This is a genomic window from Paenibacillus sabinae T27 (assembly GCF_000612505.1).
GTDB lineage: Bacteria > Bacillota > Bacilli > Paenibacillales > Paenibacillaceae > Paenibacillus_AQ > Paenibacillus_AQ sabinae.
This window is the reverse complement of record NZ_CP004078.1, coordinates 3,382,700-3,401,035: the sequence shown is the minus strand read 5'-3', so window position 1 is coordinate 3,401,035 and position 18,336 is coordinate 3,382,700. Positions and strand designations below refer to the sequence as shown.

At 56.1% G+C, this 18,336-nt stretch carries 12 protein-coding genes; all 12 read left to right on the top strand.

The annotated features are described in order from the left end of the window. Positions 1-96: 96 nt before the first annotated feature. The 12 genes from PSAB_RS15620 (at position 97) to nifB (ending at position 18,284) form a co-directional block, all read left to right on the top strand. Complete coding sequence (locus PSAB_RS15620) at positions 97-1,575, top strand: N-acetylmuramoyl-L-alanine amidase family protein (RefSeq protein WP_025335520.1); 1,479 nt, start codon at positions 97-99, stop codon at positions 1,573-1,575. Positions 1,576-1,711: 136 nt separating this feature from the next. Then, positions 1,712-2,374 carry a GerMN domain-containing protein gene (locus PSAB_RS15615; protein WP_025335519.1) on the top strand — a complete coding sequence of 221 codons (663 nt, stop codon included), beginning with the start codon at positions 1,712-1,714 and terminating at the stop codon, positions 2,372-2,374. An 81-nt stretch (positions 2,375-2,455) separates the two neighbouring features. Further along, positions 2,456-5,215: an S-layer homology domain-containing protein gene (locus PSAB_RS15610; RefSeq protein ID WP_025335518.1), complete on the top strand. Its 2,760-nt coding sequence runs from the start codon at positions 2,456-2,458 to the stop codon at positions 5,213-5,215. 200 nt (positions 5,216-5,415) lie between these two features. Then, positions 5,416-6,081 (top strand): endonuclease III, encoded by a 666-nt coding sequence (gene nth, locus PSAB_RS15605; protein WP_025335517.1) that lies wholly within the window; start codon positions 5,416-5,418, stop codon positions 6,079-6,081. A 46-nt stretch (positions 6,082-6,127) separates the two neighbouring features. Continuing rightward, positions 6,128-6,394, top strand: a complete 267-nt coding sequence (locus PSAB_RS15600) for a hypothetical protein (protein WP_025335516.1) — start codon at positions 6,128-6,130, stop codon at positions 6,392-6,394. Between the two features lie 153 nt (positions 6,395-6,547). After that, entirely contained in the window at positions 6,548-10,216 is a 3,669-nt protein-coding gene (locus tag PSAB_RS15595; RefSeq protein WP_051529782.1) for a dynamin family protein, read from the top strand. A gap of 148 nt (positions 10,217-10,364) precedes the next feature. Continuing rightward, complete coding sequence (gene purT, locus PSAB_RS15590) at positions 10,365-11,561, top strand: formate-dependent phosphoribosylglycinamide formyltransferase (protein WP_025335514.1); 1,197 nt, start codon at positions 10,365-10,367, stop codon at positions 11,559-11,561. Then, positions 11,551-12,012 (top strand): GNAT family N-acetyltransferase, encoded by a 462-nt coding sequence (locus PSAB_RS15585; protein ID WP_025335513.1) that lies wholly within the window; start codon positions 11,551-11,553, stop codon positions 12,010-12,012. Before purT ends, PSAB_RS15585 begins: the two co-directional genes overlap by 11 nt. 237 nt (positions 12,013-12,249) lie before the next feature. Further along, positions 12,250-13,893, top strand: coding sequence for a response regulator transcription factor (locus PSAB_RS15580; RefSeq protein WP_025335512.1), 1,644 nt, complete (start codon positions 12,250-12,252; stop codon positions 13,891-13,893). A gap of 3 nt (positions 13,894-13,896) precedes the next feature. After that, positions 13,897-15,726, top strand: coding sequence for a sensor histidine kinase (locus PSAB_RS15575; RefSeq protein ID WP_025335511.1), 1,830 nt, complete (start codon positions 13,897-13,899; stop codon positions 15,724-15,726). Further along, positions 15,723-16,745, top strand: a complete 1,023-nt coding sequence (locus PSAB_RS15570; protein ID WP_025335510.1) for a substrate-binding domain-containing protein — start codon at positions 15,723-15,725, stop codon at positions 16,743-16,745. The genes PSAB_RS15575 and PSAB_RS15570 overlap by 4 nt, the downstream gene beginning before the upstream one ends. A gap of 198 nt (positions 16,746-16,943) precedes the next feature. Then, complete coding sequence (gene nifB / locus PSAB_RS15565) at positions 16,944-18,284, top strand: nitrogenase cofactor biosynthesis protein NifB (protein ID WP_038595971.1); 1,341 nt, start codon at positions 16,944-16,946, stop codon at positions 18,282-18,284. Positions 18,285-18,336 lie beyond the last annotated feature (52 nt).

The window sequence follows — 18,336 nt, the reverse complement described above, 5'->3', positions numbered from 1 at the left end:
TGAGTCGACAGGCGTCTAAATAATGTCAAAGGTCGTCGAAGGATACCACCAAGAACGCCGTTCCGGGGCGGAATACTAGACTCTTAGAGGTGAAGGATGAAGAAGTTAAGTTTTATGCTGCTGGTGCTATTATTCGTACTCATCAATCCGGAATATGGACATGCCGCTTCTGGAAGCAACAAGATTTTCCTCGATGGCAAGGAACTGACCGCAGGACAAAGCGTCCCGGTTGAGAACGTGAACGGCACGATTATGGTGCCTCTTCGGATGATCGCCGAGAACTTGGGCTACAAGGTGGACTGGAACCAGAGTGCCAAGACGGTGACAATCGGGCAGCAGGGAAAGATAATCAAGCTCTCGGTTGGGCAAAAAACAGCGTCGGTGGACGGCAATTCCGTCACTCTTAGCGAGGCGCCTATTTTGAGGAATGATACCTCGCTGGTTCCGATTCGCTTTATCTCCGAGCAGTTCGGCTTAAAGGTGGATTGGGACAACAAGGAGAAGACAGTAACGATTACGACACCGCCCGCTTCAGTCAGCGACGGCTCATCCGCAGGAAGCGATTCATCCGGAAAAGGGACAGGCAGCGTAACAACTCCTCCTGATTCCGCAAGCAATCTAACGATGGTTAACGGCGTCAGCTTCAGCGGCAATCAGCTGATTATTGCGATGACAGGCTCGTCGAAGCCGAAGATTTCCGTACTGAACAATCCGAACCGGATTGTCATGGACATTCCGAATGCAACATTCTCCGATACCTTCGGCTCGGGCCAGGCTCTGGACCCCAACCTGCAGGGGAAGCTGGATGCGACGGGATACCCGGACGTTAAGGAAATCCGCTATGCGTTGTTCAGCAGCAATCCCTATACGGTGCGTTTTGTCATCGAGCTGAATTATTCCAAGGATTTCGGTTACAGCACGTCAGAGGATTCGGCGTCAAAGCTGGCCATTGTTGATTTGAACGCAACCGGAGGGGTGGCGGCGGCCGGAAGCACAGGCACCACGAACAATACGACCGTTCCACCCGGCAGAGACGGCAAAAAATTGATCGTGCTGGACGCCGGACACGGTGCCAAGGATTCAGGAGCGGTCGGAATTACCGGAAAGTATGAGAAAAATTTTAATCTGGCGGTAGTCCTGAAAGCGCAGGAGCTGCTGAAAAAAGAATCGGACATCGACGTAGTGCTGACACGCAGCGACGATACTTTCCTCGAGCTAAAGGACCGGGTGGCCATTGCCAACAACCTGAACGCGGATTTGTTCGTTTCGGTCCATGCCAACAGCAGCAGCACCTCGGTCGCCAGTGGAACGGAGACGTATTACAAACGGGACGAGAGCAAGGCTTTTGCCAAAGTCATGCATAAATATTTGGTCCAAGCGACCGGTCTGAGCGACCGAGGCGTGCAGTACGGAAACTTCCATGTGATCCGTGAAACGAAAATGCCGGCGATTCTGCTAGAGGTCGGCTATCTCAGCAACAAGAAAGACGAAGCCGCCCTGTTTACAGAAGATTTGCAATACAGGGTAGCCGAGGCAATCGTCAGCGGAATCAAAGAATATCTGGGAATCAGTTAACAACCTGCGGCAGACCGGCGCCGCAAAGACAGGTTTCTGCCCTTAAAGGGATAGAGAATGCTTTGCGTGAAGGTCTGCTCTTCTTATATATTACCCGCATTAGACAAACTGAAGACTTTTACTGGGAGGCGTTGAAATGTTCAATAAAAAATTGGGGCTTATCTGCATGGCGTCGGCCCTTCTGATGGTGATAGCAGGATGCGGCAGCAAGCCGGCGGCAGCGCCGGCAAATGAGGGCGGCATCGTTACTCCGGCGGTAGTAAGCGGAGCAGAGGGGAACACAGAAGCCTCGGCGCAGCCTTCGGCCAGCGCAATACCCGATCCTTCGTCCCAACCGACGACGGGGAATACGGATACCACAGCCGAGCCGTCTCCCGGCAGTACACCACCGGAGGAGAAACAGAGCAAGAGCATCGATGTATATTACACCGATCCTCAAATGATGGATTTGAAGCCGGCACAGGCGACGATCGCATACAAGGATGATATCGAAAAATATACCGAAGCCTTCAAAGCGCTGCAAAACAGCAATAACGCCGATCTCATTTCTCTTTGGGGAAAAATCGAGCTGAAGTCTCTGAAGTTCGAGAACGGGCAAATCGTAATGGACATTCATAAACCGGCGGAAGCCCAGCTTGGGGCCGGTGGGGAAGCATTTGCGCTCAGCGCGCTGACCAAGACGCTGTTCCAGTTCCCGGAGGTTCAGAGCATTGAACTGCTGGTGGATGGAGAGCAGGTCGAAAGCTTGATGGGACACGCGGATCTGCTGCATCCCATGACCAGAGACAACAGCCAGTAAGCCTGACGCAGGAATGGGACGGCGTGATGTCGAATTTTGCTAATCATAGCAATCTTTAACCACATGCAGAGAGGGGAACACTTGAAATTGTCGGGAAATAACAAGCACAATACAACCAGCAGGGAATACACGAAAAAGACGCTATCTGTTCTGCTTGCCGCAGGCTTGGTTTTCGGCGGTGCGGGGGCGGTATTTGCGGATGGCGCTTCGGCCGTTGCCGCATCGACGGCTGCGCCGGTGTCCCTTACCGCCACGGGAGCTTTCTCCGATGTGAAGACCGGCTTTTGGGCCGAGAAGCATATCTACAAACTTGCCGCTCAGGGAATCATTGTGGGCAATAACGGAAAGTTCCGTCCGGGCGACCCCGTTACCCAGCAGGAAGCTGTCCTAATGGCACTTCGTTTTATGAAACTGGAGAACAAAGCAGCGGGTAGCAGTGTGGCCACAGCGCTGCCGACTGGCTTTGATGTGTCCAATTACTACAAGCCTTATGTGGTGCTGGCATTTCAGCAGAACGTACTGGACAAGGCGACCGAAATGGCAGCGGACAATCTGAAGACGTCCTGGGGTACGCACAAGGCTACCCGCGAGTGGATTGCCAAATTGCTCATTCGCGCCATCGGCAAGACGTCTGATGCGCAGTCTGTCGCAAGCGAGCCTTCGGGCTTTGCGGACGATGCCAAAATTTCCGCAGACAAACGCGGATATATCAACGCCGCCATTGATCTTGGATTAACCAACGGACTGAGCGGCAATATTTTTAATCCGCAGGGCGAGGTTACGCGGGCGCAGCTTGCGACCTTTTTCAGCCGGGCGGAGGCCCAGTCGCCTGTCGTGTATGACAATACGGCAAGCGGCATCGTGACCGAAGTGAAGGATGGCAAAATCACTCTTTACAGCGGCGCGGCTTCCACAGTATATTCGCTCAGCTCCGGCACCGCCTATTTCACCAGTACAGCGGACACGGCGATTTCGCTGAATGAAATCAAGCCCTATACGAAGGTAACGGTCATCGGAAAGAACGGAGCCGCTTCCTATGTCGAATTGACCGATCCGAAGCCGCAGGTCGAGACGATCCAAGGCACGTTCGCGAGACTGTCTCCAAGCGCCAATAAATTATGGCTGAAAAATGCCGACGGCTATCCGGAATACGCCTTTGACAGCGGGACTGCCTTTGTGGATGCGGGAGGGAGCGCCATTGCGGCTTCTTCGATTTCGGAGGACAGCCTTGTGACGATCACGCGCGAGACCTTTACCGGACAGAACAAAGTTCTTAAAGTTCAGGTCACTTCCGGAATCGTCAATAAAACGGCATCCGGCACACTGGGAAGCCTCGATCTTACTGCGAAGACGATAACTTTCAAGAACGCTTCCGGGGCGGAGGAAACGTTCAAATGGTCCGACAGCGCCCTGTTCAGCTATCAAAAGGCTATCTTGTCGCCTTCCGAACTGAAGGCGGGCTCCGCGGTGAATTACACGATCAAGAACAATTTGATCGCCTCTGTCGAAGTGACGCAGGCGATTGAGCGGACAGTGCAGGGCATGCTGACCGAGCTGACCGACGCCTCCGTCGTCTACAAGAAGGCGGACGGCACACGCGGTGTCCAGCTGCTGGCGCCAAGCGCTTCCATTGTCATTCCGGGCTATGAAAAACCTGCCGCAGCGGACCTCATTGCCGATTCGGTTTACGGCGATACCGTGGAACTCACGTTAAACGGCAGCGACCAGGTAACCAAAATCACCGTAGTCAACCGCCGGATGGAGCAGCAGTTCGGAGCGTCTGTCGCCAGCTTTAACGCCAAGACGAATCTGCTGACGGTCATGGGCAGCGACAATCAGGCGCATGTTTATCAGCTTGACGCGAATACGAAGCTGACTAACGCGAGCGGAAGTGTGCCGACGCTGAGCAGCATGGCCGGGATGCTGACAGAGAACCGGAAGGTGAATATAAGCTCCCTCGGACAGCGTGCGCTCTCTCTGGAAATTGTAAGCAAATACGAGGGTACACTGGCCTCGGTCAATACCTCGACTCAAATGTTTGCGCTGAAAACGGCAGACGGCCGGTCCTTAAGCCTGCCCTATCCGCCGGTGATCGAGATATTCGGACGGACCGGCCTTACCATTAACGACGTACCGGCGGGAAGTGTCGTCACAGCCTTCCTGTCGGCAAGTCAGGACGTACTGACTTCGCTCAAGGTAAAGACATCCCAGCAGTTCCAACTCGCGTATGTTGACGCAGCGAACAATAAACTGGGCGTCAAGGCGGCCGCCGGTAATCTGGATATTTATACGCTCGGGCTTCCGCTGACCGACGAGGCGGGACAGACGATCAAGCTTGGCGATCTCAAAGCCGGTGATTATGTGAATGTCTCCGCGCTCGGCAGCTCTCCGCTGTCGATTCAGTCCGTCAAGCTGACGACAGGCCAGGTTACGGCGATTAATGCGGCAGCCGGGTCACTGAGCGTCAAAGATTATTCCGGCGCGGTTCAGACGTTCGGCGCTGGAGGAGGTTTTAAAATTATTCGCGACAACGCGGTTTCCAGCGCTCTTGGTTCCCTTTCGGTATCCGAAAGAGCGGAGGTTCGCAAGGATGCAGACGGCACCGTCATTGTCCGCATTCTCCCGGTCCAAAGCCGCAGCTTCTCAAGCTATGATGCCGCCTCAGGCCGTATTGTTGTTAAAAGGGATACGATAGACGACGAGAATTACCGGTTTATCTTGGCGCCAAATGTATACATTCACCAAGGCGACACGAGTTTGTCCGTGCAATCTCTCAAAGAAAATGATAAAATTACGGTATATTTTAATAACAATTTCGTAATTGAAATTGCGAAGCAGTAGGGAATGGCGGCTTTCCGCAAGAAATACCGTCTTGACGCGTGGCTTCCTGCGTCAGGACGTTTTTTTTGAAAATAAGGAGACACAATCTTGTAATGTATATGACCATCAGATATAATACTTACTTTGTTGGACTTTCCTTAGATAGCCGGCGCAGCCATTTTAAGCTTGCTGACCGATATACCGATTTGTGAGGTAGAAGCATGAAGATATCTGACGTACGTCACATTTTGGATACGATTGGCGAAATGTTTCCGGATGCAGACTGCGAGTTGAACCACAGTAACGCATTTGAGCTGACGATTGCGGTGCTGTTGTCGGCCCAATGCACGGATGCAACGGTGAACAAGGTCACTGCCGACTTGTTCCGGAAGTATAAAACTCCGCTGGATTACGTATCCGTTCCGCTGGAAGAACTGGAGCAGGACATACGCCGTATCGGGCTATACCGCAACAAGGCGAAGCATATTCAGAATTTGTGCGCGATCCTGATCGAGCAGTACGGAGGAGAGGTGCCCCAGGCCCACGATCAGCTCGTGACGCTGCCCGGAGTTGGCCGCAAGACCGCAAATGTGGTGGTATCCAACGCCTTTGGCGTGCCGGCGATTGCCGTGGACACTCATGTGGAGCGCGTATCGAAGCGATTGGGGCTTGCAGGCTGGAAGGATTCCGTGCTGGAAGTCGAGAAGAAGCTGATGAAGGTCGTGCCGAAGGAAGAATGGACGCTGACCCATCACCGACTGATTTTTTTCGGGAGGTATCACTGCAAAGCGCAGAATCCGCAATGTCAGGTATGCCCGCTTCTGGATGTGTGCCGGGAAGGCAAGAAACGTATGAAAACGCCGCGAGTCAGGCAAGATAAATCTTAGTAAGCGCGGCGGTTAAAGTCAGAGAGAAGAAGAGGATGGGATAGGAATGAAATGCATTTCCGTATACACTGACAATTTTGAGCTGTTCTCGGATATTTTCGACCGTGTAGTGGACAGTTCGATGGAAGAGAATGAAGAACAGGAAGTAGAGGGTATTACGATCAGCCACTCCGGCGACGTGCCCGAGCATTACCTGGAGCGCATGGCGCAAAAGCCCGAGGTTGTTGTGATGAAGGATAAATCCCGCGGATTGACAATCCTTCAGCATGGCAAAGTATTTGAAATTCTGCTGCCGGTGCTCGAAAGCGCCTAAGCTGCGAAGAGACGGAGTTCCCCAAGCGGGGAGCTCCTTTTTTTGTGCTCATAACCACGTCACGCGCGATAACCATTGATTTGTGCCAATCCGGTGATAAAATGGAATTATTCTAAGTTGTGGACTATACCAAGGCTGCAGAGGTGGGTATTCGTGGGTGTGGACCAGGAGATCGTACGTAGCGGCGGAATGACAGATGCGGCCCGATATCTCCAAAAGCTTTCCGGCTGGATGGAGCAGCAGGGAGACAAGGAGCGGGCGCATATTTTTCTGGATTTGCTGGCTAAAGAGCGGAATGGGGAATTGACCATTGCTTTTTGCGGCCATTTTTCGGCAGGAAAATCTAGTATGATCAACGCTTTATGCGGCAAAGATATTCTCCCTTCAGGACCGGTGCCTACAAGCGCAAACATTGTGAAGATACGTAACGGCCGGCCCCGGGCCCTGATCTACCAAGATAACCCGCGAAGCGGTTCAGGCGGACCGGTGGAAGTTGCTGCGGAGCAGCTATGGGATTACTGCCGTCTCGGCGGCGACTATACCGCAATCGAGGTCTGGGACAAGGTGCCGCTGCTTGAACCGCATGGCGTACTGATGGATACGCCCGGGGTAGATTCGACGGATGAGGGACACCAAAGCGCGACCCGGTCTGCTCTGCACTTGGCCGACATTGTATTCTATATCATGGATTATAACCATGTGCAATCCGAGAATAATCTGGCTTTCGCCAAACAGCTGAGCGACTGGGGCAAGCCGCTGTATCTGATTATCAATCAGATCGACAAGCACCGGGAAAAGGAACTGCCGATGGAGAGCTACCGGAAGCAGGCGGAACAGGCTTTCCGGAATTGGGGCGTGAATTTTGCCGGTCTGCTGTTTACTTCGCTGAAACATAAAGAGCATCCGCTCAGTCATTGGGACAGCCTTCCCCGGCTAATTGCGGAGCTTCTGGAACGGCGGGAAGCGCTTCTCGACTACAGCCTGTCCCGCTCGGTTGAGCATACGGCGGAGGCGTATCTGGCCTCGTGCCGTGAGGGTCAGCGGGAGGAGCGGGAAGCCCTGCTGGAAGAGCTTGGCGGCCAAGATCCAGCCGTGCTGGAACGGGAGCTGGCCGAAATGGAAGCGGCGGAAAAAGAGCTTGAGACGCTGCCTGAACGGGCGCGGCTTCAGCTCCGAAGCAGCCTGGATGCTCTTCTTGGCAACGCTAACCTGATGCCCGCCGATATCAGGGAGGCCGTAGGCCGCTATGCCGACAGCTTGAGGCCCGGCTTCCGGACAGGGCTGCTCACCACGGCGGCCAAGCTGGAAAAAGAGCGGGCGAGCCGGCTTGCGCTGCTCTCAGGTGCGCTTGCGCGCCAGGTATCGGCGCAGCTTGAAGGGCATGTGCTGTCGCTTACACGCACATGGGGGGAAGAGCTGGAGCTGTGGACCGAGGCGGATGAGCTGGCGCTGAAGAGCGGCTTTCCGCAGGCCCACGCGCAGTGGCTGGCGGAGGCGGTGAAGCCGGGCGCGCCCGTAGAGGGCGAGGCGCTGCTTCAGCTCTGCCGCGGCCTGGCGGCGGACATCCGCAGCGGCTTCCGCCGCGCCGCCCTCGGCGCCGCCGACGGCCTGCTGGCGAAGCTGCCGCCGCTCCTCGAGGCGCGCCGCGCGGAGCTTGCGCGCCGCCGCGCCGCCCGCGCCCGGCAGGCGCAGGCCGCCGCTGCGCTGGCGGCGCTCTCCCGCGCGTACGACGCCCGCGCGGCCGAACTCGCGGCGCTGCTGCCGCCGCGCCGCGCGCTCACCCCCGGCCTGCTGCCGGAGGTGAGCGCCCTCCCCCGGGCGGCCCGTGCCGGGGCCGCCCCGCAGGAGCGTCCGTCGCTTCGCCTGGCGGACGCACCGGCCGCGCCGAGCGCCGCGGCCGGACCCGCGCCGGCGGAGGGACGCCGCCGGCTGGGCGAGGCCGCGCGGCTGCTGGACCGCGCGGCTTCGCTGCTGCGCAGCGAGCCGGCAATGGCTTCGGCGTCGCGCAGCCTGGCGGCGCGGGCGGCGGACCTCGCCGGCGGCCGGTTCACGCTGGCGCTGCTGGGCGCGTTCAGCGCCGGCAAATCCTCTTTCGCCAACGCCCTGCTCGGCGAAGAGGTGCTGCCCGTGTCTCCCCACCCCGCCACGGCCGCGGTGAATCGCATCCTGGCGCCAGAGGGTCCGTTCCGGCATGGAACGGCGGTGGTCGCCATGAAGAGCCGGGAGGAAATATGGGACGATATCCGCCATTCCTTTGGCGTGCTTCAGCTCGGAGAGCCGAAGCCCGAGGCTTGGACGGATACGGTATCGGCGCTGCCTACAGGGGGGCTGCACCCTTCGGTTCTACCGCACGCCGGTTTGTTGAAGGCAGCGGCGAGGGGCTGGAAGGAGGCCGAGCCGCTTCTTGGAACGACCCGTACGGTGGAGCTTAACGAGTACCGGGGTCTCGTCGCTGAAGAGAGCCGGGCCTGCTTCGTGCGAAGCATCGACCTGTACTTTGCCTGCCCGCTGACGGCGAGCGGAGTCGTGCTGGTCGATACGCCGGGGGCGGATTCACTGCATGCCCGGCATACGGGCGTCACCTTCAGCTACATGAAGGAAGCCGACGCGATCTGTTTTATCACCTATTACAATCACGCGTTCTCCAAGGCCGACCGGCGGCTGCTGTCGCAGCTGGGCCGGATCAGGGAGAGCTTTCCGCTGGATAAAATGTTCTTTATCGTCAACGCGTCCGATCTCGCGGCGGATGAGGAGGAGCTGGCGGAGGTCAAGAAGCATGTCGCCTTGAACCTGCGGTCCGCGGGGCTTGCGAATCCGCGCATTTACGCGCTCTCCAGCTTGCAGGCGCTGGAGGGGAAGGTTGGCGGCGCGTCTTATGAAGCCTCGCGGTTCGGCGCCTTTGAAATGGCGCTATGGCGGTTCGCCGGCGAGGAGCTGCCCGACCTGGCACTGAAGGCGGCCTTGGACAGTCTGTCATCGGTCCGCAGCCGCGCGGAGGAATGGCGGGACCTGGCGCTGAAGGCGGAGTCGGAGCGGGAAGCCGAGAGCCGCCGGATGGAAGCGCGGCGCCGCGCGGCGGCCGAACGGCTTGCGCAGCTTGCCGCCGAGGAGCGTCCTCTGCGCGACCTTCGCCGCGAAGGCTCGGAGCTGCTGTTTCATGTCCGGCAGCGGATCGGATTTGCGCTCGGCCGGATGTTTCAGGAATCGTTCCATCCCTCGCTCCTGCGGGAAGGAGCGGGGCTGCTGAAGGAGATATTCGCCGCCTGCGGCCGGGAATGGTGGCGGACCGCGGGCCGTGAACTGGAGGCGGAGCTGTGGGCGACAACGCTGCGACTCGCCGCTGCAGGCCGGAGACTGGTCCGCGAGGCTTCGGAGAACGCGGCCGCGGAGCTCGGCCTGCCGGCGGAACCTCTGTTCTCCGTTCAGGAAGAGGAGGAGGGCTGGCCGGCCCCGGCAAGTCTTGAAGGCGAACTGGCGCCAGCCGATTGGGGGAGATGGTGGGGACTATTCAAGTCGCCCAAGCATTTCTTTGAAGGCGGCGGCCGGGACGCTTTGCGAAGTGCGGCCGAACCGCTGCTGAAGGAAGTGTTGGCCGAAGCCGCTTCTGGGCGGGAGACGCTGCTGCTGGATCACTATGAAACCCTTGCGGTGCAGGCGCTGGCAAGGGCGGCCGGAGCACTGAGAGAAAGACTGGAAGAGCAGGAGCTGGGCATGTCCGCGCTGCTGAAAGGGGGTGATTCGGCGGAACGCTGGAACACTCTCGCCCGCGGGCTGCGCGAGCTGGAAGCCGCTTTTGACAGCAGGATGAAGTTGGAAGTGTGAAATTTGAAGGAAATTGTCGTAGAACACTTGCAATCTGCCGCGTCTTGGAAGAAAATAAAGAAGCCTGAAAATTTGCAGTGAAACTGCTGCTTTTTGCATGGAAATTGCAGGAAGGAGCGAATTTTGCCGAAAGAGGTTGAATACCGACATGTGGGGATCTCCCTATTCTGCTTACAGCCGCAAGCTGCTGCTGCTCGGCAGCGGAGAATTGGGTAAGGAAGTGATCATTGAAGCCCAGCGATTGGGCGTGGAGACGGTAGCCGTTGACCGTTACGAAGGCGCTCCTGCGATGGCGGTTGCTCACCGCTCCTATGTGCTGGATATGCTGGATGGAGAAGCGCTCAAGGAGCTGATCCGTACCGAGAAGCCCGATGTCATTGTTCCGGAGATTGAAGCCATTGCGACCGATGCTCTTTTGGAATTGGAAGAAGAAGGATTTTGCGTCGTTCCAACGGCGCGCGCAACGAGGCTGACCATGGACCGGGAAGGCATTCGCCGTCTCGCCGCCGAGAAGCTTGGCTTTCCTACGGCCGATTACCGGTTCGCGGATAGTCTGGAAGAGCTGAAGCAGGCGGTATTAGAGCTGGAAACGCCGTGCGTGATCAAGCCGATTATGAGCTCCTCGGGCAAAGGCCAGAGCGTCTGCCGGAAGCCCGAGGATGCAGAGAGCTGCTGGAACACGGCCCTTGAGGGCGCCAGAGCCAAAGGAACGCGGGTCATCGTGGAGTCTTTCGTTGTGTTCGAGAGCGAGATTACGCTGCTGACCGTCCGCTCTTCCTCAGGTACGGTGTTCTGCCCGCCGATCGGGCATATCCAGAAGGACGGGGACTACGTGGAATCGTGGCAGCCGCATGAAATGACGGAAGAACAGCTGATCCAGGCGCAGGAAATTGCGCGCAGGGTGACGGACGAGCTTGGCGGATACGGTATTTTTGGCGTGGAGCTGTTCCTGACGCGCGAGGGCGTCCTGTTCAGTGAAGTAAGTCCAAGACCGCATGACACCGGAATGGTGACGATGGTTACTCAGGATTTGTCGGAGTTTGCTCTGCATGTCAGAGCGATTCTCGGTTTCCCGCTAGGGCCGGTGGAATTGCTGTCACCGGGAGCGTCGGCGACACTCAAGGCCGGGAAAAATGCTGCCGGATTTGCTTATGCCATTACCGGACTGAATGAAGCGCTGCGGCTTCCCCGTACGCAGGTCCGTGTATTCGGCAAACCGGAAGTCCGCCCGGGACGGCGGATGGCCGTTGCGCTGAGCGCGGCCGATAATGTGGAGAAAGCACGGGCGGCTGCGAAAGAAGCGGCATCCCTGCTAAAAGTGGAGGTATACGAGGATGAACAGTAGTACTCAGGCACCGGTACTGCAGATTCGCAACATCGGTATGGACGATCTGGAGACAATTACGGCACTGCTGAGAGGATTCGGCTATCCGACAACCCTCAACGTAATGAAAGAGAGACTGGAAGTTGTGCAGAACGATCCGGACTGCTGCACGCTTGTCGCAGAAGTGGACGGGCAGACTGCCGGAATGATTGAACTCCGTCAGGTTATCTCTTACTGCAAGGACCAGGACTCTGTCGCCGAGATTACCGCAATTATCGTCGAGGAATCACTCAGAGGAACCGGCCTCGGAAGACGGCTGATGGCAGCCGGGGAAGAATGGGCCCGCAGCAAGAAATGCAAGCAAATCTACCTGTGCAGCGGCAACCGGGTGGAACGCGCCCCGGCGCACGCTTTCTACCGCCATCTCGGATTCGATCAGAACGGTTACCGTTTTTGCAAATCGCTGTTATAAATCGTTTAGTGTTAACATAACGTTATCCTGGCATCTATCTCCATCCCGCATCGTGCAGGGGTGGCTTTTTTTTGCAGGCAGACACAATATTTTTATTAAACATCTGAGGGCGGATTGAAACACCATCATGGTATTTTGACCTGTTTCTTCACGGTTTGCGATTTGAATTATGGGCGCGTCAGCCTTACAATTATTATGAAAGCGCATACTTTACGTATTGTGGGGAGGATCAGTGCTTTGTATAAACTGATTTTGGCGGAAGATGAGGAGGATGTCCGGGAGGGGATTATCGGGCAGATCGACTGGGAACGCTACGGCTTTGAAGTCGTGGAGCAGGCGGAGAACGGCAAAGAAGCGGCGGAGCTTGTCGACCGGCTGCTGCCCGACGTCGTCGTCACGGATATTCAAATGCCGTTTATGAACGGACTGCAGCTGGCGGAATATATTCGCAGCCGCCATCCGGGCACCAAAATTATTATTTTGACGGGCTATGATGAATTTGAATACGCGCAGCGCGCCATCAAGCTGCAAATTGACGAATATATTTTAAAACCGTTCTCTTCCCGGGAATTGATCGAGGTGCTGCTGAAGGTTAAGGCTGTGATAGAATCGGAGATTGCCGAAAAGGAAAACATCCATGTGCTCAGCGAGCATTACCGCAAAAGCCTGCCCATTCTCCGTGAGCAGTTTCTCTCCTCGCTCGTGTCCCGCAGGCTTCGGCCGGAAGAGATTGCGGCGAAGAGCAGGGAATACGGCATCCCGCTCTCCGGAGACTGGTTTCAGTCCTCTGTGATTAGTCTGGACTATATTCGCGGCCCGGGTGCAGCGGAAGCCGATCATCGGGTCTCCCTGCGCGATACTGGCGACCGCAACCTGCAGCTGTTCGCCGTGCTTAACATCGCCGAAGAAATTTGCTTGAAGCATGGTTTCGGCAGAGTGTTCATCCACCGCGACGATCTCGTGATGCTGTCTTCCCTCGCGGGAAAGGATGAGAGCGAAATGACTGGCAGGACGCTAGAAGTGCTGGAGGAAATCCGTCAGAACGTGCAGCGCTTCCTGAAGCTGACCGCCACCATCGGCGCGGGAACAGTATGCCGGACGCCGGAGCTGCTGTTCCGCTCGTTCGCGGACGCGCTTCAGGCGCTGGACTACCGGCTCATCCTTGGCAACAACCGGGTGATCTGGATTGAAGACGTCGAGTCGCGCACAAGCCGCCTGCCTGTCTATGACGAATTGACCGAGCAGTCGCTGATCCGTACGGTTAAGTTGGGTACCGTGCAGGAGCTTACGGAAATCATCAATGAATTGTTCGGAACGCTTGACGGCAGTCAGGTGACCGCGAGCGAATACCGTATCTTTCTGCTGGAGATTCTCACTTCCATATTGCGGGTAGCCAAAGAGTCCGGAAGCGAGACGAACGAGCTGTTCGGGCCGGGTATTGCGTCTTTACCGGACATGAACAAATTCAACAATATGGAGGATGCGAAGCAGTGGATTATTGATATTTGCACCCGGCTGATGAACCATATCGCCCAGGAGCGGCAGTCCAGCTACAAACAGTTGGTCGAGCAGGCGAAGCATTTTATCAAGAGCCATTATGATGATTCCGATATTTCAATTGGAAGGGTATGCCAGCATTTGCATATCAGCACAGGGTATTTCAGCAGTATTTTCAAAAAAGAAACCAAATTGACGTTCGTGAGCTATCTGCTGCAAATCCGGCTGGAGGCGGCCAAGGAGCTGCTGCGCACGACGGAGCTTAAGGCTTTTGAAATCGCGGACAAAATCGGCTTTACCGACCCGAACTATTTCAGCTTCTGCTTCCGGAAGAAATACGGCCAGTCGCCTAAAGAGTACAAGAACGGCGCTAGAGGAGGGTAATCCATGCCCAAAGAGCGGACCCGTCTCTTTCCGCATCATCCGCAGCGGCGTGGCCGTCCAGGGGGAACATTTACCTCCAAGCTGCTCAGCATTCAGGTAATCCTGACGGTAACTCTGACCTCGATCGCCGTACTCGTGACGGTTATCGTCAGCTTTGCGCTGTACAACAAGTTCGCGAAGACGGCGGAGGAGAATGCGAGCCTGAATATGCAGCAGATTATCGAGCAGGTCAATTACAATCTCGGGCTGTATGTGAACGGCATGCGCAATATTTATGAGAAAGCGGAGCAGCAGATCGGGCAGAATGCGTCCATTGATTCACCGATGCTGCAAGAAAGCCTGTCTACACTGCTCGAATCCCGGGAGGATCTGGTGTCCTTCGCCGTCTTCACGCCTGAAGGCCGTCTGGTGCTGGACGTTCCGTCCGCCCCGATGAGGCGCAACACCCGGATGGGGGAACAAAGCTGGTTTACCGCACCCGGGAAGACGGGAGAGATATCTTTTTCCCAGCCGCATGTCCAGAACTTATTCAAGCAGCGTTACACCTGGGTGGTATCCATGAGCAAAATGATCGCTTACACAGACCACGGTACAAGAAAAAAAGGAATATTGCTTGTCGACTTCAATTTCCGCACCATCGACGAGTTAAGCAAACAGGTCAAGCTGGGAAAAAGAGGCTATGCCTATATTCTGGATTCCCTCGGAAATATTGTGTACCATCCGCAGCAGCAACTGATTTATGCCGGACTGAAATATGAGAATGTGGAGCCGGTGCTAGAGTACGCCTATTGCAGCTATCTGGACGAATCCACGGGAGAGAAGCGGTTCATCACTGTCCGCACGGTGGATCAGACAGGCTGGAAAATCGTCGGCGTCGCCTATTACGACGAGATTGTGACGACCAAACGGGATCTCAATCAATTCATGATGCTGTTCCTCCCGCTGTCCATCCTGTGCGTCATCGTCGTGTCCGTGCTGCTGTCCGCCAGAATTGCCCGCCCGATCTCCAAGCTGGAGCGTACCGTTCAGCAGGTGGTGGAGGGGGATTTGAATACCTCGATCTATGTCCGCGGCCCTTACGAGGTAGAGCAGTTGTCCAAACGGTTCAATCTGATGCTCCAGCGCATCCGCAAGCTGATGGACCAGATTATTTACGAGCAGGAAACGAAACGCAAGGGCGAGCTGGAAGTGCTGCAATCCCAGATCAATCCGCATTTTTTGTACAATACGCTCAATTCCGTCATCCGGCTGGCCGAACGCGGCAAGAATGAGGAGGTGGTGACGATGATCCAGTCGCTCTCCCGGTTTTTCCGCATCAGTCTGAGCAAGGGCAAGAATATTATTACGCTCCGGGAGGAGCTTGATCATATCCGTCATTATCTCGTCATCCAAAGCTTCCGGTTCAAAAATAAATTCCGCTACGAGATCAAGGCGCAGCCGGAGGTATTGAATTGTTCCACGGTCAAGCTGATTCTTCAGCCGATAGTCGAGAATGCGCTGTATCACGGGATTGAAATGATGCCCGACGAGGGGCTGATTGAAATCTCTGCGGAGCTGCGAAGCGGTCTGGTCGTGATTACGGTCAGGGACAACGGGCTTGGAATGAGCGGGGACATGCTGAAAAATATGTTAAAGGGCGGCGCAAAAAGCAGGGGCGGGTCCGGCGTCGGCGTGCGCAACGTGCATGAGCGAATCCGCTTGTACTATGGCCGGGAATACGGCCTGTCCTTTGAGAGCGAGATTGAGGAAGGCACCACGGTTACGGTTACTTTTCCGGCTAGGGATGCGGGTGAAGACGGCGAAACAGCGATGGAGGAGGCGAAATCCCAATGAAACGTATACGGATTGGGCTCACTCTGCTTCTCGTCATCTTTATGGGAGCTGTGCTGTCTTCCTGCCTCGGCTCGTCCCCGCCGCATCTTGATGTCGGGAAGACCCGCAGCATCCATATGATCGTGAAAATGAACAGGGGCGATTACTGGAACACGGTAAAAATGGGGGCAGAGGCCGCCGCCAGGGAATTCAACGTGAAGCTGACGTTCAAGGCTCCGGATACGGAGAGCGATGTGAAGCGGCAGATCGCCATGGTCGAAGATTCCATCAAGGAGCGGGCGGACGTGATTATTCTGGCGGCGAGCAGCTATATGGGGCTGGCCCAGGTTGTCGACAAGGCAGCCTTTAACCGGATTCCGGTCATTTCCGTCGATGCCGAGGTCGGATCGGCCAGGGTGACGACCTACATCGGCTCGAACGGCTACAAAGCGGGTCAGAAATCCGCCGAGCGGCTTGTTCAGCTCCTGAACGGCTCCGGCGAAATCGGCATTCTGAACTTTACAAATACTTCGGATCAGCGGGAGAGCGGCCCGGAGAGCGATTTCGATTACGGAGCCAGAGACGCTGACGAAAGGGAAAGAGGCTTTCTGAATTACGTCGCCCGCTATCCGTCCGTGCATGTGGTGGACATTTCCTATACGCCTTCAGTTATGGGGGAAGCCAAAGAGCTTACAAGGCAGATGCTCAATAAGCATCCGAATCTAAGCGGCATCGCGGCACTGAACGAGACAGCGTCGCAGGGAGCGGCGGCTGTGCTTCAGGAGCGCGGACTCCGCCGCATTAAGATGGTCGCTTTTGACAGCTCCCCTGCCATGATGGAGCAGATTCAGGAAGGCATTGTGCAGGCTGCCGTGATCCAGAACCCTTTCAGCAACGGTTATCTGGCAGTCAAGAACGCCGTAGAAATACTCCAGGGCATCCAGGTACCGGAGCGGGTCGATACGGGGACAAAGCTGATCGATCTGGATAATATGCTGTGGCCGGAGAACCAAAAGCTGCTGTTTCCCTTCGTGCGGTAATTGTATCCCCGAGACCACAATTGGCAAATTTTGTTGACAAACAGGATTAACAAGGTTTATGATCTATATATAAACAATTCCGATGTAATTACTTGATATTATGGTTGAGCTCACTGGTAAACTGGAGGCTAAGCCCTGTCACTTTGGTGATGGAGCTTGGCCTTTTTTGGTTGCCGTGGACAAACGAGATGAAAGAGGGTGAATGTTTTGCAGCAGAGCACCAGGCATCCTTGTTACGATGAATTGGCTCATGAATATTTTGCCAGAATGCATGTGGCCGTGGCTCCCAAATGCAATATCAGCTGCAAATACTGCAATATTAAGTACGACTGTGTCAGCGAGAGCAGACCCGGCGTCGTCAGCCGCGTGCTTACACCGGAGGAGGCTTACCGCAAGGTTCAGCGGACTGTCGCGGTGCTTCCCAGATTGACGGTAGTGGGCATCGCCGGACCGGGCGATCCGCTGGCCAATCCGCAGGAGACGTTTGATACATTCGCCCTGCTGGCGGAAGGAATGCCCGATCTGCAGCTGTGCCTAAGCACCAATGGCCTGATGCTGGCGGATTATGCGGACGAGATCGAGCGTTACCGGATCAACCATGTTACGGTTACGATGAACACGATCGATCCCGCGATCGGAAGCCAGGTTTACCAGGCCATCTTTCACAAAGGAAAAGCTTACCGGGAGCAGGAAGCCGCAGCCATCCTGATTGAAAGACAGCTTGCCGGAATCCGCGAGATTGCCGCCAGAGGCATCCGGGTCAAGGTGAATTCTGTGTTAATTCCAGGGGTGAACGACGGCCATCTTGCCGAAGTGTCGCGCGCGGTCCGGGATTTGGGGGCATTCTCGCATAACATTATGCCGCTTATCATTTCTCCGGGGAGCCGCTATGAGCGGGAAGGCAGACAGGCGCCCGATCCGGAGTTAACCGTCAAAGTGCAGGAGGAATCGGCTGCGATTATACCGGTGATGAGGCATTGCCGGCAGTGCCGGGCCGATGCGGTTGGGCTGCTGGGTGAAGACAGGGGACAGGACCTGTACGATACCGGAAATAGCGAGAAGCTGCCAGTCTACTCCTTGGGTGAGAGGGAGCAGCTGCTCAAGGAGCTGGATGATGAATTGGAAAACAGGCACCGGAGACGCTTTGCAAATCACGGAGATGCGGAGACGGGCATACGAATCGCTGTGGCCACTCGTGGAGGCGGCAAGGTAAACATGCATTTCGGCCATGCCAAAGAATTTCTGATCTATGAAGTTCATGGCCGGGAGAGCAAGCTGCTGGGCATCCGCAAAATCCAGGCGTACTGCAACGGCACGGCCGACTGCGGCGAAGGGGCGGACAAAGGCGCTATTCTTGAAGACACTATACATCTTCTTCGCGACTGCCGCATTCTTCTGTGCTCGGGAATCGGCGAGTATCCGCAGGAGAAACTCCGGCAGGCCGATATTATGGCGATCACGCGTAAAGGCGGAATCCAGGAGCTGCTGGCCGAATGCGGCCGTTATTACCGTTATTTCAGAGATAGCCAAATTAGTTGACGGATCAACCGGAAGCCAAGCCGATATTCATTCAAGGGGAAACCCGGGCGGC

Excerpts from the sequence above, each read along its gene's own strand:
- nth (WP_025335517.1), top strand. The coding sequence starts at position 5,416 with ATGAAGATATCTGACGTACGTCACATTTTGGATACGATTGGCGAAATG.
- PSAB_RS15600 (WP_025335516.1), top strand. The coding sequence starts at position 6,128 with ATGAAATGCATTTCCGTATACACTGACAATTTTGAGCTGTTCTCGGAT.
- PSAB_RS15585 (WP_025335513.1), top strand. The coding sequence starts at position 11,551 with ATGAACAGTAGTACTCAGGCACCGGTACTGCAGATTCGCAACATCGGT.
- purT (WP_025335514.1), top strand. The coding sequence starts at position 10,365 with ATGTGGGGATCTCCCTATTCTGCTTACAGCCGCAAGCTGCTGCTGCTC.
- PSAB_RS15575 (WP_025335511.1), top strand. The coding sequence starts at position 13,897 with ATGCCCAAAGAGCGGACCCGTCTCTTTCCGCATCATCCGCAGCGGCGT.
- PSAB_RS15620 (WP_025335520.1), top strand. The coding sequence starts at position 97 with ATGAAGAAGTTAAGTTTTATGCTGCTGGTGCTATTATTCGTACTCATC.
- PSAB_RS15615 (WP_025335519.1), top strand. The coding sequence starts at position 1,712 with ATGTTCAATAAAAAATTGGGGCTTATCTGCATGGCGTCGGCCCTTCTG.
- PSAB_RS15570 (WP_025335510.1), top strand. The coding sequence starts at position 15,723 with ATGAAACGTATACGGATTGGGCTCACTCTGCTTCTCGTCATCTTTATG.